The following is a 15,255-nucleotide window of genomic DNA, read 5'->3' on the forward strand; positions in this document are numbered from 1 at the left end:
CCTCAATGCAGGTTGTGCTGGCTGCCGGTGCCTTCTTCGTCCAGCAGATGGCCGGTGGTGAAACGGTCCAGCCGGAAGCGTTCAGCGGTGGCATGGGGCTGTCCGGTGGCCATCAGATGCGCCATCGCCCAGCCCGAGGCCGGCACCGCCTTGAACCCGCCGTAGTTCCAGCCGCAGTTCAGGAACAGCCCCTCGACCGGTGCCTTGTCGATGATGGGGGAGCCATCGGGCGTCATGTCCACGATCCCGCCCCAGCTGCGCAGCACCCGCGCCTTGCCGATCATCGGCATCAGGGTCATGCCCGCCTCCATCACATGTTCGGCCGCGGGCAGGTTGCCCCGCGCGGCGTAAGAGGCGTGGAAATCCAGATCGCCGCCGAACACCAGCCCACCCTTGTCGGACTGGCTGATGTAGAAATGGCCCATGCCATACGTCACGACCTGATTGATCACCGGCTTCAGCCCCTCGGTCACGAAGGCCTGCAGCACATGGCTTTCGACCGGCAGGCGCAGCCCGGCCATCGCCGCCACCTGCCCCGACCGCCCGGCCACGACAACGCCGACCTTGCCGGCCCGGATCGCACCGCGCGTGGTCTGCACACCGGTTACCCGTCCGCCTACGATATCAATCCCGGTGACCTCGCAGTTCTGGATCAGGTCCACCCCGCGCCGATCGGCCCTGCGGGCAAAGCCCCAGGCCACCGCATCATGCCGCGCCGTGCCGCCGCGCGGGTGCAAAAGGCCGCCGTGGATGGGAAAGCGGGTCTGCTCGAAATCGAGATAGGGCACATGGGCGCGCACCCCCTCTCTGTCGAGCAACACCGCATCGTCGCCCTGATTGATCATCGCATTCCCGCGCCGGGCGAAGGCATCGCGCTGGCCATCGGAATGGAACAGGTTGATGATGCCGCGTTGCGAATGCATCACGTTATAGTTCAGCTCGCGCTCCAGCCCCTCCCACAGCTTCAGCGAATGGCTGTAGAATTCGGAATTGCCCGGCAGGAAATAATTGGCGCGCACGATCGTGGTGTTGCGGCCGACGTTGCCGCCACCAAGATAGCCTTTTTCAAGCACCGCGATATTGCCCAGCCCGTGGTTCCGGGCCAGGTAATAGGCGCTCGCCAGCCCGTGGCCGCCGCCGCCGACGATCACGATGTCATAGGCCGGCTTCGGTTCGGGGTCGCGCCATTGCCGCGCCCAGCCCCTGTTGCCGCGCAGCCCTTCGCGGAACACTCTGAAGCCTGAAAAACCCATGCGCATCTCCGGATCACCGGAGTTCAGAAGAACAACTCCGCCCCGATACCGCAACGTCCATTTGCGCTGTTTTGCGCCGCCGGATGTCGCATTCGGACCATGTGCGCGTTACAGCCCCTTCGCCCGGTAGCTTTCGGCGACGCGGGTGATGGCCACGACATAGGCCGCCGTCCGCAGATCCGGGATATCCTCGCGCCCGTGCCAGACCTCGCGCATCGACTGATAGGCGGTGCGCATCGTGTCATCGAGCCCCGAGCGCACCAGCTCCAGCTCATCGGCCCCGCGCAGGTAGCGCTCCTTGAAATGTGGTGTCAGCGACCACGTGTTGCCCAGCGCCTCCGACAGGGTTTCAAGCTGATCCACGATCAGCTTGTGGCGCGCCTCTTCCTGCCGGCGCTGCATCCGGCCAAAGCGGATATGCGACAGGTTCTTGACCCATTCGAAATAGGATACCGTAACACCACCGGCATTGGCGTAGAGATCGGGAATGATCACGGCGCCGCGCCCGCGCAGAACCGCATCGGCGCCGGCGGTGATCGGGCCGTTCGCCGCCTCGATGATCAGCGGCGCCTTCACCCGCGCGGCATTGCCCAGGTTGATGACCCCCTCGACCGCAGCGGGAATCAGGATATCGCATTCCTCTTCCAGAAGCACCGCCCCATCGGCCAGATAGGCCCCTTCGGGGCACCCCTGCACCCCGCCGTTGACGCGGATCCAATGCGCCACCGCATCCACATTCATGCCATCCGGATTGAACAGCCCGCCGTCACGCTCGATGATGCCGGTGATCCTGGCGCCGTCCTCGACCGAAAGGAACTGCGCGGCGTGGTAGCCCACATTGCCCAGCCCCTGAACGATGATCCGCTTGCCCTCGAGCGTGCCCGACAGACCCGCGGTGGCGATATCCTCGGGGTGGCGGAAAAATTCGTGCAGCGCGTATTGCACGCCCCGCCCCGTCGCCTCGACCCGGCCGGCGATGCCGCCGCCATGCAGCGGCTTGCCGGTGACGCAGGCATTGGCATTGATGTCGGTGGTGTTCATCCGGTTGTACTGATCGGCGATCCAGGCCATCTCGCGCTCGCTGGTGCCCATGTCGGGGGCCGGCACGTTCTGGCTGGGGCTGATCAGATCCCGCTTGATCAGCTCATAGGCAAACCGGCGGGTGATCTGCTCCAGCTCGTGCTCGTCCCAGTCCCGCGGGTTGATGCACAGCCCCCCCTTGGAGCCACCGAACGGCGTTTCCACCAGCGCGCATTTATAGGTCATCAGCGCCGCCAGCGCCTCGACCTCGTTCTGATTGACCTCGGTGGCATAGCGGATGCCGCCCTTGACCGGCTCCATATGTTCGGAATGCACCGAACGGTAGCCGGTAAACGTGTGAAGCTGCCCGCGCAGCCGCACCCCGAACCGGACGGTATAGGTGGCGTTGCACACCCTGATCTTTTCCTCCAGCCCCGGCGGCAGGTCCATCCGCGCCACGGCCTGGCTGAACATCAGATCCACAGATTCCCGAAAGCTCGGCTCGTTCGTTCCGGCCATTTTATCCCTCCCACAGGCAGGCGCATTGTATCGCGACTCGGTCTGACCGAGCCTAGGGCCTGTTTTCCATAGCACCACCCGAAATTTCGTTAAGGATAGCTTGAACTGGGGCAGCAAAGTGCTGAAAGCCTTGCATTTGTTTCCCCCCGGGGCGCAGTGATCGCACCCGGCGCGGAACTGGCCCCGGCTTTGCGACAGTGCCCCGAGTGCGCCACAGTTCGGCCGTAATTTTCCGCCACACCAAGCGTTAGAAGGCGGGGCCGACGTCCGCATCCATTGTGTTTCATTGTGCGGGCGAAGTTGAAAAAGGACGAGTATGATGTCGCTTCGGATTGAAAAAAGAAGCACTTTTGTAATGTTGAAACGCGCACGGTCTGCCTGGTCGGGGCGGCTGAACCGTTTCCGGCGTGACGAAGACGGTTCGATGATCTTGTTCGGCCTCTTTCTTCTGATCCTGATGCTGATGGCCAGCGGCCTCGCAATCGACACGATGCGCGCCGAATACACCCGTACCACCATCCAGAACACGCTGGACCGCGCCGTGCTGGCCGCCGCCGATCTGAACCAGACCGAAGACGCCAGATCCGTGGTCATCGACTATTTCGACAAGGCCGGAATGGCGCAATACCTGAACGCGGACTCCATCGTCGTGACACATTCCACCGCCGCCGGGCAGTTGAGTTTCCGCCGGGTGTCGGCAACCGCCTCGACAGAGGTTGATACGCTGTTCATGTCGATGCTCGGCGTCGACCGGATCGTATCGGGCGGGGCCAGCACCGCCGAAGAAGGCATCACCGATCTCGAGATCTCTCTTGTCGTCGACGTGTCGGGTTCCATGGGCTGGTCGTCGAGCAGCGGGTCCACGAAAATCTACGAGCTGCGCGAAGCCGCCAAGGATTTCTCATATTACATGCAGTGCAACCCGAACGCAGAGCGCAATTCCAACGAACCCTGCACCGTCGAGGATGGCAAGGTTTCGATCTCCCTCGTGCCCTATGCCGAACAGGTCACCGTCGGCTCCACCCTGCTGGACAAGCTGAACGTGTCGAACGAGCATCAAAGCTCGGATTGCGTGACATTCTCAGGCTCCGAATTCCACGTGACCGCGCTCGACCCGCAGGTAGAGCTGTCGCGCACCGGGCATTTCGATCCCTGGAATTCGTCGAACTACTATCCGTCGTCCTGGACCTGCCGCACCGACAGCTGGCGCGAGGTCAAGCCGTTCATGGAAGACCACAATGACGTCTTCACGGCAATCAACCAGCTTTCGGCCGGAGGCAACACCTCGATCGATCTGGGGATGAAATGGGGCGCGGCCCTGCTGGACCCGACGCTGCGCCCCGCGATCCAGACCCTGACAACCGAGAATTCGGGCAATGGCACCCCCGTGGTGGACGCGGCCTTCGCCGGCCGGCCCTATGACTATACCCAGGAATATTCGATGAAGGTCGTGGTGCTGATGACCGATGGCGTCAACACCGACCAGCATTACCTGAAGGATGGCTATCGTTCGGGCCTGTCAGAGGTGTATCGCAATACCGATCCGAACTATTCTAACCACTTTTCGATCTACAAAGCCGCAACCGGGAAATACTATTACACCCACGACGGCACCTGGAACGACTTTCCATTCGGCGATGCCGATGGTGAGGTCGTGACCGTGACCAACACCAGTTGCACCTGGACCTGGTGGCGCGGCTATCGCTGCACGACCACGACCGAGGAACAGGTGATCAATCAGCCCGGCGCCGCGGTGCAGATGAACTATCAGGCGGTGTGGGAGCGCTTCCCGACCGATTGGTACGCGCAGTGGAGCTGGCTGGAGGATCCGGTGGCTGCCAACGGCACCTCGACGAAAAACGCCCGGCTTCAGGACATCTGCTCGGCAGCCAAGCAACAGGGCGTGATCGTCTATACGATCGGCTTCGAAGTGTCCGGGGACGCCGACAACGTGATGTCGCAATGTGCCAGCACGCCGGGCCACTACTTTCCCGCCAACGGCAGCAACCTGGCCGAGATTTTCGGCGTCATCGCCAGCTCGATCAACCAGCTGAGACTGACCCAATGAGCCACGGCCTGATGACATTCGCAGGGCGGATCGGCCGCCGGGCAAAGCGCCTGCTGCGCCGCGAAGACGGCACAGCCACGATGGAGTTCGTGATCATGTTCCCGGTGTTCATGACGCTGTTCCTGTCCAGTTTCGAACTTGCGATCCTGATGACCCGCCAGGCGTTTCTGGAACGCGCGGTAGATATGACGGTGCGCGACCTTAGGCTGGGCACCTGGCCGAACCTGGATGCCGACCTGCTGAAATCCGAGATCTGCAGCCATCTGGGCAACCTGATCTCCAACTGCTCGTCCGAGCTGATGCTGGAACTGACACCGGTCAACCGGGCAAGCTGGACCCTGCCGAACCCGGCCGCCACCTGTGTCAACCGCGGCGCCGATGTTCAGCCGGTGGTGACCTTCACGGCGGGCACGCAGAACGAAATGATGATCGTGCGCGCCTGCGCGATGGTTGATCCGGTGTTTCCGGGCACCGCGCTGGCGCTGCTTCTCGAAGAAAACGTCGGCGACGGCTTTCCGCTGATCGCAACCTCCGGGTTCGTGAACGAGCCGGGAACGGGAACCTGAGCGATGATGGAAACAATCTGCAAACGCCTGCGCCGCTTCATCGCCGAAGAAGACGCCACGATCACCGCAGAAGCGGTGATGACCCTGCCGGTGCTGGTCTGGACCTATGTCGGCAGCCTGGCCTTCTTCGATGCCTATGACGCCAAGAACGTCAACCAGAAGGCCGCCTATACGATCAGCGACATGCTCAGCCGCGAAACCGCGCCGGTCAATGCCCTCTATATCCAGGGGCTGGCCAACACCTATGATTATCTGACCACCGGGCACGGAACGGATTCCCGCATCCGGGTGACGATCGTCCGCTGCGCGGACAATTGCGCCAATAACGATGCCTCCCGCGTGATGACGCGGGATTGGTCTTACGGAACCGGAACACTTGCCCCCCTGACCGATGGCGATCTGTCATCCTATCTGGACGTGATCCCGATCATGCCGGCGGGCGACCGGGTTATCCTGGTCGAAACTTTCGTCACCTATACGCCCGCGTTCAACGTCGGGCTGGATCAGCGCAGCTTCGAGAATACCGTGGTGACCCGCCCGCGCTTCATGGCGACGATCCCCTGGGGCTAAGCCTCGTCCGCCTGCGCGCGTTCATGCAGCCGCGCGGTCAGGATTTCGGCCATGAACTTGGTCTGGCCGGCGGCGGTCACGCCGCCGACGCCGACACGCCGCCCCAGCCGCCACCACATGCCTGGCGCCCAGGCCCGCCCCGGCGCCGTCTTCAGGTGCAGCACGAAGCCGTTGGTCGGTTTCATCGCGAAAGTGCCACGCTCGACCGCCTCGATCTGATCGATCCGCGCCAGCTCGCGCCCGGCATCATCGACAAGCGCCTCTTCGGTCAGCCGCAGCCCGCGCCCCGTTGCCCGGCGCATCATCTCGGCCAGCCACAGCATCAGGATGCCGAACACCAGCATGAAGACCTGCCAGCCCGGCGCGTCATGCGGGCGCGCCAGCCCGATGTACAGAACGACACCGCCCAAAAGCAGCAGAACACCGATGCCGAACACGCGGCGCGGCAAAGAGGCGGAAACGGTGGCAAGCACCTTGGTCATCGGGGTCTCCTGAAAGGTCCGCCGCCGGTTTAGCCGCCGCCGCGCGAAAGATCGAGAGGGCGTTCACCCGACGACGAACCGGTGCTGGGTATCAGAGGGCAGCGGCAGGCGCAGCCAGATCGGCATGTGATCGGAAAAATCATGCTCGAACCGGGCGTATTCAGGCGCGCCATCCGGCCCCCGCCCCGGCCCGGCCTCGACGAACAGCCGGGTGAAATCGAACATGCCATAGTCGAACCCGTCGGGGCCCAGCGTGCCGGCCAGCCCGTTGTGCCGCCCGCGCGGCAGCCGGTCGTCCAGCGCGACCCAGGCGATATGGTCAAAGGTTTCGTCCTTGCGCGCATTGGTGTGCAGGCCACCGTCCAGGAACGGAAAATTCACCTTGGCCGTCAGCCCCCTCTCGGCGTTCAGGTCGGTGATGTAGGTCTCGATCCCCCGTCTGCGACGGTCGAGGCTGGATTCGAAATCAAGGTTCAGATCGGCCATCAGAAGATAGATCTTGCCATCCCGCACCACCGTCTGCGCGCTGTCGATCAGCAGCCATTCGAGCAGGGCAAAGAATTCCTGCTCGCGCTCGCGCTTGTTCTTGCCCGACACCAGATGCGCGTTGACGCAATAGAACGCGTAGCTGCCCTGCGGCCCGTCGATCACGAATTCCACAAGATGCGGCGACCGGATGAACTGCACGAAATTATCCAGCCGGTCGGCGGCCAGCCGGGTGGTGCCGCTGATCCAGTGCAGGGCACGGTCCAGAAACCCCGGATCGGCCGTCTCGCCAAGCTGATTGGCGATCGAGGTCGCCATCGCCGCGTTGATGTTGGACAGGATCGCGGTACGGTCATAGGATAGATCCGACGCCAGATCGCCGCGCCGCACCCGCGCGGTATTGAACAGAAACGCGCTGCGTTCGGCCATGCCCTTGCGATTGCGCGTCGGCGCCCGGCCCGTCACGTCGGAAATCACCAGCGCATAGGCGCCCCCCGCCGCGTTCAGCCGGTCGCGCAGCGCGTAGATCGAGCCGGTATCGCTCTGCACCTCCTGTATCGCCACAAGGTCGCATTCCCGGCAGAACCGTTCAATCATCGCAAAGGCGCCGGGGCTTTTCTTCGGCCCGGTGCCATCGGCGAGCGCGCCGAACTTGCGGATGTTCCACGAGGCCAGAACAACCGATCCCGCGCGCCGTTCGGGCATGCCATAGGCCGCCGGGCCGGCCTCGAGCGTCATGTTGATGCGTTGCCATTCGGCGGCTGAAAAAGGTGCGGCCATCTGAAATCTCCCGAAACAATGCCCCCATTCTGCCTGCCCCGGCGATTCCCGCAAAGCCCGGCGCACGCCCGCCCCGGCCTTGCGCGATGTTCCGGCACACCTGCGCCGATGGCCGGGCAGCATCGCCTTGCCCGCGCCCCCCGGGGCGGGCTAAGGTCACGCAGGTTTCGCCAATGGACATCATGCCCCGCGCCACGTTCTTCCTGTTTTTGTGCCTTCTCGGCAGTTGCGCGCGGTTTCCCCAGATCACGGCGGCGGTCGGCGAGGGCGCCAAGAACGCCCCCTTCCCCGCGATCCAGCCGATGGATGCGGTGCTGGCAGACGCGGCGCAGGTGCAAACCGACGATGAGACAGGCGCCCGCCTTGCCGCCCGCGCCGAAACGCTGCGCCGCAGGGCCCGCGCCCTGGGCGGCCCCGTTCTTAGCCGGACCGAACGCCGACAGCTGCTGGACGCGGTATCACGTCATGCGCTTTAGGCGCAGCCGCGTTGCAAGCCCCGCCGCAACACGCTAACACCCGGTCGATCGCGGCACATCTGCAGGAGTTTCCCTCATGTCCACCCCCCTGCGGCTCGGCCTTGCCGGGCTTGGCACCGTCGGCACCGGCGTCGTCAAAATCATTCAGAACCATGCCGGTCTGCTGGCCGCCCGCGCCGGGCGGCCGGTCGAGATTTCGGCGGTCTCGGCCCGTACCCGCGGCAAGAACCGGGGCGTTGATCTTTCGGACTATGGTTGGGAGGATGATCCGGTGGCGCTGGCCACCCGTGACGATGTGGACGTGTTCGTCGAACTGATGGGCGGCGCCGACGGGCCGGCCAAGGCCGCGACAGAGGCCGCCATCGCCGCGGGCAAGGATGTGGTCACCGCCAACAAGGCGATGCTGGCGACCCACGGTCAGGCACTGGCCGAAGCGGCCGAGGCGCGGGGCGCGCTGATCCGTTTCGAGGCGGCCGTGGCCGGCGGCATCCCGGTGGTCAAGGCCCTGACAGAAGGGCTGGCCGGAAACAGGATGTTGCGCGTCATGGGCGTGATGAACGGCACCTGCAACTATATCCTGACCCGGATGGAAAACGCCGGCCTGCCCTATGCCGAGGTGTTCGAAGAGGCCAGCGCGCTTGGCTATCTCGAGGCCGACCCGACGCTGGACGTGGGCGGCATCGACGCGGGTCACAAGCTGGCCCTGCTGGCCTCCATCGCCTTTGGCACCCGCGTGGCCTTCGATCATGTGGAACTGGAGGGGATAGAGCGGATCTCGATCGACGATATCCGCCATGCCGCCGATATGGGCTTCCGCATCAAGCTTCTGGGTGTGGCGCAGATGACGGGCCGGGGGCTGGAACAGCGCATGTCGCCCTGCCTCGTGCCCGCGGGCTCGCCGCTGGGCCAGCTTGAGAACGCCACCAACATGGTCGTGCTGGAAGGCGATGCGTCGGGCCAGATCGTGCTGCGCGGCGCCGGCGCGGGCGAAGGCCCCACCGCTTCGGCGGTGATGTCCGATGTGCTGGACATCGCGCGCGGGATCCGCCTTTCCACCTTCGGACAACCGGCGGCCACGCTGGCCGCGCCGATCCCGGCCAGGGCCACCGCCGCCGCGCCCTATTATCTGCGGATGGTGCTGCAGGACAAGCCCGGCGCGCTGGCCAAGGTGGCCACGGTGCTGGGCGAGGCCGGGATTTCGATCGACCGGATGCGCCAGTACGACCATGCCGACACCACCGCCCCGGTGCTGATCGTCACCCACAAGACAACGCGCGACGCGCTGGATCACGCAATGGGCGGTTTCGCAGCCACCGGTGTTGTCGTGGGGCACCCTGTGGCCATTCGCACCGAAACGCTCTGACCCGCGCCTTGTGTCACCCCCCCGTCACCGGCTAGGTGTATGGGCAAACCGCTTTCACGTCACAGGATTTCATCATGTCGCAACCCATCGATTTCAATGACCGCATGCTCTCGCTGGGTCTGGCCCGCGTTTCCGAAGCCGCAGCGATGGCTTCGGCCCGTCTGGTCGGCCATGGCGACGAGAAGGCCGCCGATCAGGCCGCGGTGAATGCCATGCGCGACCAGCTCAACAAGCTGGATATCCAGGGCGTCGTCGTTATCGGAGAGGGCGAACGGGACGAGGCGCCGATGCTCTATATCGGCGAAGAGGTCGGTTCGGGCACCGGCCCTGCGGTCGACATCGCGCTGGACCCGCTGGAAGGCACCACCCTGACCGCCAAGGACATGCCCAACGCGCTGACCGTCATCGCGATGGCGCCGCGCGGCACGCTGCTGCACGCGCCGGACGTGTATATGGACAAGCTGGCGATCGGGCCGGGCTATCCCAAAGACGTCGTGTCGATGGAGATGTCGCCATCCGAGCGTGTCGCCGCACTGGCCAAGGCGCGCGGCTGCGCGATGAGCGACATCACACTGTGCGTGCTGGAGCGCCCGCGCCACGAAGACATGATCGCCGAGCTGCGCGAAACCGGCGCCGCGATCCGCCTGATCACCGATGGCGATGTGGCCGGCGTGATCCATTGCGCCGAGGCCGAGATTACCGGCATCGACATGTACATGGGCTCGGGCGGGGCGCCCGAAGGCGTGCTGGCCGCTTCGGCGCTGAAATGCATGGGCGGGCAGATGTGGGGCAAACTGTTGTTCCGCAACGATGATGAACGCGGCCGCGCCGCCAAGGCCGGGATCACCGATCTGGACCGTATCTATTCGCGCGACGAACTGGTCACGCAGGACGTGATCTTTGCCGCCACCGGCGTGACGGACGGGTCGATCGTGAGGGGCATCAAGCGCGAGCCGGGCTATCTGACCACGGAAACCATCCTGATGCGCTCCAAAACCGGCTCGGTCCGCCGGATGATCTATCGCAACCCGGTGAAGTGATCCGCCCCGCGCGCGCATCCGGCCAGGCGGGCGTCTTCGCGGATCTGCGCGAGGAAAGCCCGCGAGCGCCTGAGGGGCGCCCGGCGTGGCCTGGCGCCGCTTCATGACCGGGCGTGCCTTCCTGAATGTCGAATGCTCGGCCACCGGCCGGCGCTGGGTCGGCCCCAGCGGCGAGGATGACCGGCTGTCGCAGGCGATGGAACAGATCACCCGCCTGCCCGCCGCCGTCTGCCGCATCCTGACCCGCCGGGGCGTGGCCCCGGACGAGGCAGAGGCTTTCCTGGCCCCTGCCCTGCGCGATCTGCTGCCCGACCCGCTGACGCTGCGCGACATGCACCGCGCCGCCGAACGGTTCCTGCGCGCGGTGGACCGGAACGAACGTATCGCGGTCTTCGCCGATTATGACGTGGACGGCGGCGCCTCTGCCGCGCTGCTGCTGAGCTGGCTGCGGCAGATGGGCCGCGACGCCACGCTTTATATCCCCGACCGGATCGATGAAGGCTATGGCCCCAACGTGCCCGCGATGCAGGCGCTGGCACGGGATCACGATCTGATCATCTGCGTCGATTGCGGCACGCTCAGCCATGAGCCGATCGCGGCGGCGCGGGGGGCCGATGTGGTAGTGCTGGATCATCACCTGGGTGGCGAAACCCTGCCCCCCGCGCTGGCGGTGGTGAACCCCAACCGGCAGGACGAAACCGGCGATCTGGCGCATCTCTGCGCGGCCGGCGTGGTGTTCCTGATGCTGGTCGAGGCCGGGCGTCAACTGCGCATCGCGGGGCGCAAGGGCCCGGATCTGCTCGGCTTTCTCGATCTCGTGGCGCTGGCCACCGTGGCCGATGTGGCGCCTCTGACCGGCGTCAACCGCGCGTTGGTACGCCAGGGGCTGACGGTGATGGCCCGGCGCCAGCGCCCCGGTCTCGTGGCGCTTGGCGATGTGGCGCGGATGGATACCGCGCCCACGCCCTATCACCTGGGCTTTCTGCTGGGGCCGCGGGTGAACGCCGGCGGGCGCATCGGCAAGGCCGATCTGGGGGCGCGGCTGCTCTCCACCGACGATCCGGCCGAGGCCGCCGCGCTGGCCGAGCGGCTGGATCAGCTCAACACCGAACGGCGCGAGGTCGAGGCCGCCGTGCGCGACGCCGCGCTGGCGCAGGCTGAAACTCGGGGGCTGGACGGGCCGCTTGTCTGGGCCGCAGGCGAAGGCTGGCATCCCGGCGTGGTCGGCATTGTCGCCTCGCGGCTGAAAGAGGCCACCAACCGCCCGGCCATCGTCATCGGCCTGGACGGGGACGAGGGCAAGGGCTCCGGCCGCTCCGTTTCCGGGGTCGATCTGGGCGCGTCGATCCAGCGGCTCGCGGCTGAGGGGCTGTTGCTTCGCGGCGGCGGGCACAAGATGGCCGCCGGCCTGACCGTGGCGCGCGACAAGCTGGAACCGGCCATGGCGCGCTTGGCCGAGCTGCTGCACAAACAGGGCGCCGGTACCGCCGGCCCCGCCGACCTGCGGCTCGACGGGGTTCTGATGCCCGGCGCCGCCACGGTGGAGCTGATCAGCCAGATCGAGGCGGCGGGCCCCTTTGGCGCGGGCGCGCCGGCGCCGCGCTTCGCCTTTCCCGACGTGCAGATCGCCTTTGCCAAGCGCGTCGGCGACAGCCATCTGAAGATCAGCTTCGGCGACGGGCTCGGCACCCGGATTGACGCCATCGCCTTTGGCGCCTTCGACACCGGGCTCGGCCCGATGCTGGAGCAGCACGGCGGCGCGCGCTTTCACCTTGCCGGGCGGCTGGAGATCAACACCTGGGGCGGGCGGCAGCGGCCGCAATTGCGCCTGGAAGACGCGGCCCCGGCCTGAACGCGGGACGCAGATCGGAGCCTGCCCACGCCCGCGTTCCGACACCCTGCGGCGGGCCTGAACCTGCCGCGCGACGACGCTCTCAGGTACATTGGAAATTCGCGCAATAATTCGAAAAACCCCCTTGCGCCCCCCGCTCAATTTCCCTAATTACCGCGTCACGCCAAGGCATGGCCCGTTCGTCTATCGGTTAGGACGCCAGGTTTTCAACCTGGAAAGAGGGGTTCGATTCCCCTACGGGCTGCCACTTCGCTTTGTAAGATATTGATTTTACTCAATACTCCAAAAAGTCGAACATCTCCCCCACAATCTACCCACGACGGGGTGACCCTTAAAATCGGATATTCAGGCGTTGCGACAGGCTGGAAATGATCGCGCATTCGTGAACGCCCCGCTTGCCCTGCCCGGCGGTTGCGCTGCATAGTCGGCGCAACATTTGTCGAAAGGTTGTTGTAGGATGATGTCCCGATGCGACCAATCGCGAAACCTTAACCTATACGATGAAAGCTAGAGCATATCGGTCTTGATAGCAGCGCGAAGTCAGAGCCGCGCCCAAATGGACCGGGTGCTCATGCGAATTCTCCGCCCGATTGCTCATCCAGCGGCCGGTATGCTGCCAAGATCCTTGAGCTTAGCACTACTTTGGCAGAATTTTGCTGATCTGATAATCTCCGGATTCACGGGAGGCGTTTTGAGTGATTCATAGGGAGCCAGCTTTGAGGGAGGCTGGCGGTTTATGGGGAACTGGCGGAGCGATCTGGAAACCTGGCTGGCGCCGTTTGTAGCGGCGCTTGGACACAAGACGCGGGGGCGGATGTGTCCGGCCTATATTGCCGGGCTCATTGGGCCGGGTGATCGCAAGAGCGTGCAGCCGATGGCGGCGCGGGACGGGGCGGTCGGCTATGACCAACTGCATCATTTCATCGCCGACGGGGTCTGGGACAGCGCGCCGCTGGAGGCGGCCTTGCTGGCCGAGGCCGACAGGCTGGTTGGTGGCGAGGACGCCTTTCTGGTCATCGATGATACCTGCCTGCCGAAGAAGGGCAAACGCTCGGTCGGGGTTGCGCCACAATATGCCTCATCGCTGGGCAAAACCGCGAATTGTCAGTCCCTTGTCTCGGTAACGCTGGCCTCCCGCGAGGTGCCGGTGGCGGTGGGGTTACGGCTGTTTCTACCAGAGGTCTGGACCAACGATCCCGACCGCATGGCCCGGGCCCGGGTGCCGAATGATCGGCAAACGGCCCTGAGCAAACCTGCGATTGCCATCGAGGAGATCGACCGGGTGAGGGCTGCGGGTGTCCGCTTCGGCTGTGTGCTGGCCGATGCGGGTTACGGATCGAGCGGGCCTTTTCGCCAGGCTCTGAGCGCGCGCGGTCTCGCTTGGGCGGTCGGCCTGTCACGGCGGCAGAACGTTTATCCGGCAGATGTCGGGCTGGTCTTTCCCGAGGCCAGGCGCGGCCGACGCCGCAAATATCACCTCCCAGACCGCATTGCCGTTTCCGCCGAACAGATGCTGGATCACGGTAAATGGCGGAAGGTCAGCTGGAGACGAGGGACCAAAGGCAGGCTGAATTGCCAGTTCGCCGCAACCCGCGTCCACATCGCTGATGGCCACCGGCATCGTATGGCAGATGGCCGTGTGCAAGCCATGCCGGGTGACGAGGAGGCTTGGCTGATCGGCGAACGCCGTGCGACCGGCGAGCGGAAATACTACGCCTCGAACCTGCCAGCCGACACCAACCTCAAGGCGCTCGCCGCCGCCGTCAAGGCCCGATGGATCTGCGAACAGGCGCATCAACAACTCAAGGAGGAGCTTGGTCTCGATCATTTCGAGGGGCGGTCCTGGACGGGTATTCACCGACACGCGCTGATGACGATGATCGCCTACGCCTTCCTGCAATCCCGCCGCCTCAAGGCCGCGGGACGGAAAAAAAAGAAGGGGTGTATCCCCTTGACGCAAGTTTTGCCCCCCCCCCTGAAAGAACCTTTCACGCCGTGCCCTAAATGTTCTGCCCTCACGATTAACGATTGACTCCCCTGTCGTGAGTGCGCATCTGACACTCATGGAACATTCAGCATCCGACATCCTTGTGAACCGTTTGCGCGAGATTGACGCGACGATTTCTGACCTTGAGAAGGAGCGAAGCGAAATCAAGGTGGCGCTAAGTGTTGTGGCACGATATGTCACGACGCCAAATTCAAGTGCAGCAGAAAGCGTTGTCGAGCGCAAGGGTGATACAGATGAACCCACTGCAGGCGCGCCACGCCCTGACGGAATTCCTACACTGTGGGAAATGGCGCGCGAATACCTTTCTTCACGTCAGTCCGCGACAGCGGCGCAGGTGGTGGGATTCATTGACGGTAAGTATTGGCCTGGCGTGGTTCACGCCCAAGTCGGGCCGAGCCTGTATCGCTTTGTGAATGAGGGGCGCTTGAAAAAGGTCGGTCGGGGAGAGTTTTCGCTCCCCTCCGAAGAGAATGAGCCGCCCGAGGGCGGCTCAGAAACCGGGGAAGGTGACACTTCCTCAGAACATTTTGATCGAGACGACCTAGAGGACTCGATCAAACAACTCATCTGATCCTCTCAGACCAGACCCGGCACTGGAAGATGCCGGGAACTTAGCTGGGAGGTGGTTCTATGGAACCATTAACTCCCCTCCGGGCGGTGTGCGATGCTTTCATGGCTATCCGCTCGCAGCCCCCGTAAGGTGGGGTATCCCGCTAAAGGGACGGTGGGGCGGCTTTCGGGCCGCCCCATTCGTCATGCGGAAATTCTTATG

Annotated in this window: 12 protein-coding genes, 1 tRNA gene and 1 pseudogene; 10 read left to right on the plus strand and 4 right to left on the minus strand. The window is 64.5% G+C overall.

Going from position 1 to position 15,255, the window contains the following annotated elements:
* Positions 1–2 precede the first annotated feature (2 nt).
* On the minus strand, positions 3–1,253 hold the full coding sequence (locus tag GGR17_RS15980) for a sarcosine oxidase subunit beta family protein (protein WP_054539578.1): 1,251 nt from the start codon (positions 1,251–1,253) through the stop codon (positions 3–5).
* 108 nt (positions 1,254–1,361) lie between these two features.
* Positions 1,362–2,792 carry a Glu/Leu/Phe/Val family dehydrogenase gene (locus GGR17_RS15985; protein WP_054539579.1) on the minus strand — a complete coding sequence of 477 codons (1,431 nt, stop codon included), beginning with the start codon at positions 2,790–2,792 and terminating at the stop codon, positions 1,362–1,364.
* Between the two features lie 355 nt (positions 2,793–3,147).
* Here GGR17_RS15985 and GGR17_RS15990 point away from each other — a divergent pair, with 355 nt between their 5' ends.
* The 3 genes from GGR17_RS15990 to GGR17_RS16000 are packed head-to-tail and all read left to right on the plus strand — an operon-like array spanning position 3,148 to position 5,996.
* Positions 3,148–4,860, plus strand: coding sequence for a TadE/TadG family type IV pilus assembly protein (locus GGR17_RS15990; protein ID WP_054539580.1), 1,713 nt, complete (start codon positions 3,148–3,150; stop codon positions 4,858–4,860).
* Between the two features lie 11 nt (positions 4,861–4,871).
* Entirely contained in the window at positions 4,872–5,426 is a 555-nt protein-coding gene (locus GGR17_RS15995; RefSeq protein WP_162231830.1) for a TadE/TadG family type IV pilus assembly protein, read from the plus strand.
* A 3-nt stretch (positions 5,427–5,429) separates the two neighbouring features.
* On the plus strand, positions 5,430–5,996 hold the full coding sequence (locus GGR17_RS16000; protein ID WP_054539582.1) for a TadE/TadG family type IV pilus assembly protein: 567 nt from the start codon (positions 5,430–5,432) through the stop codon (positions 5,994–5,996).
* Here GGR17_RS16000 and GGR17_RS16005 read toward each other — a convergent pair.
* Both GGR17_RS16005 and GGR17_RS16010 read right to left on the minus strand, forming a co-directional pair.
* Positions 5,993–6,478, minus strand: coding sequence for a hypothetical protein (locus GGR17_RS16005; RefSeq protein ID WP_054539583.1), 486 nt, complete (start codon positions 6,476–6,478; stop codon positions 5,993–5,995). The two genes, GGR17_RS16000 and GGR17_RS16005, sit on opposite strands and share 4 nt — an antisense overlap.
* Before the next feature lie 63 nt (positions 6,479–6,541).
* Positions 6,542–7,744 (minus strand): exonuclease/endonuclease/phosphatase family protein, encoded by a 1,203-nt coding sequence (locus GGR17_RS16010; RefSeq protein ID WP_054539584.1) that lies wholly within the window; start codon positions 7,742–7,744, stop codon positions 6,542–6,544.
* A 173-nt stretch (positions 7,745–7,917) separates the two neighbouring features.
* Between GGR17_RS16010 and GGR17_RS16015 the strand changes: the two genes are divergently transcribed.
* The 7 genes and pseudogenes from GGR17_RS16015 to GGR17_RS16045 all read left to right on the plus strand — a co-directional run bounded on the left by GGR17_RS16015 (position 7,918) and on the right by GGR17_RS16045 (position 15,054).
* Positions 7,918–8,220 carry a hypothetical protein gene (locus GGR17_RS16015; protein WP_054539585.1) on the plus strand — a complete coding sequence of 101 codons (303 nt, stop codon included), beginning with the start codon at positions 7,918–7,920 and terminating at the stop codon, positions 8,218–8,220.
* A 76-nt stretch (positions 8,221–8,296) separates the two neighbouring features.
* Positions 8,297–9,583 carry a homoserine dehydrogenase gene (locus GGR17_RS16020; RefSeq protein ID WP_054539586.1) on the plus strand — a complete coding sequence of 429 codons (1,287 nt, stop codon included), beginning with the start codon at positions 8,297–8,299 and terminating at the stop codon, positions 9,581–9,583.
* A gap of 74 nt (positions 9,584–9,657) precedes the next feature.
* Positions 9,658–10,623, plus strand: coding sequence for a class II fructose-bisphosphatase (gene glpX / locus GGR17_RS16025; protein WP_037207376.1), 966 nt, complete (start codon positions 9,658–9,660; stop codon positions 10,621–10,623).
* Between the two features lie 103 nt (positions 10,624–10,726).
* Positions 10,727–12,475 carry a single-stranded-DNA-specific exonuclease RecJ gene (gene recJ / locus GGR17_RS16030; RefSeq protein ID WP_054540443.1) on the plus strand — a complete coding sequence of 583 codons (1,749 nt, stop codon included), beginning with the start codon at positions 10,727–10,729 and terminating at the stop codon, positions 12,473–12,475.
* Positions 12,476–12,647: 172 nt separating this feature from the next.
* Positions 12,648–12,722, plus strand: a tRNA-Glu gene (locus GGR17_RS16035).
* 489 nt (positions 12,723–13,211) lie between these two features.
* Positions 13,212–14,411, plus strand: a pseudogene (locus GGR17_RS16040) (IS701 family transposase); the annotation flags it as partial.
* A 127-nt stretch (positions 14,412–14,538) separates the two neighbouring features.
* Positions 14,539–15,054, plus strand: a complete 516-nt coding sequence (locus tag GGR17_RS16045) for a hypothetical protein (protein ID WP_157445590.1) — start codon at positions 14,539–14,541, stop codon at positions 15,052–15,054.
* Positions 15,055–15,255 lie beyond the last annotated feature (201 nt).

It is taken from the genome of Actibacterium naphthalenivorans, from assembly GCF_014196965.1.
Classification (GTDB): domain Bacteria; phylum Pseudomonadota; class Alphaproteobacteria; order Rhodobacterales; family Rhodobacteraceae; genus Actibacterium_A; species Actibacterium_A naphthalenivorans.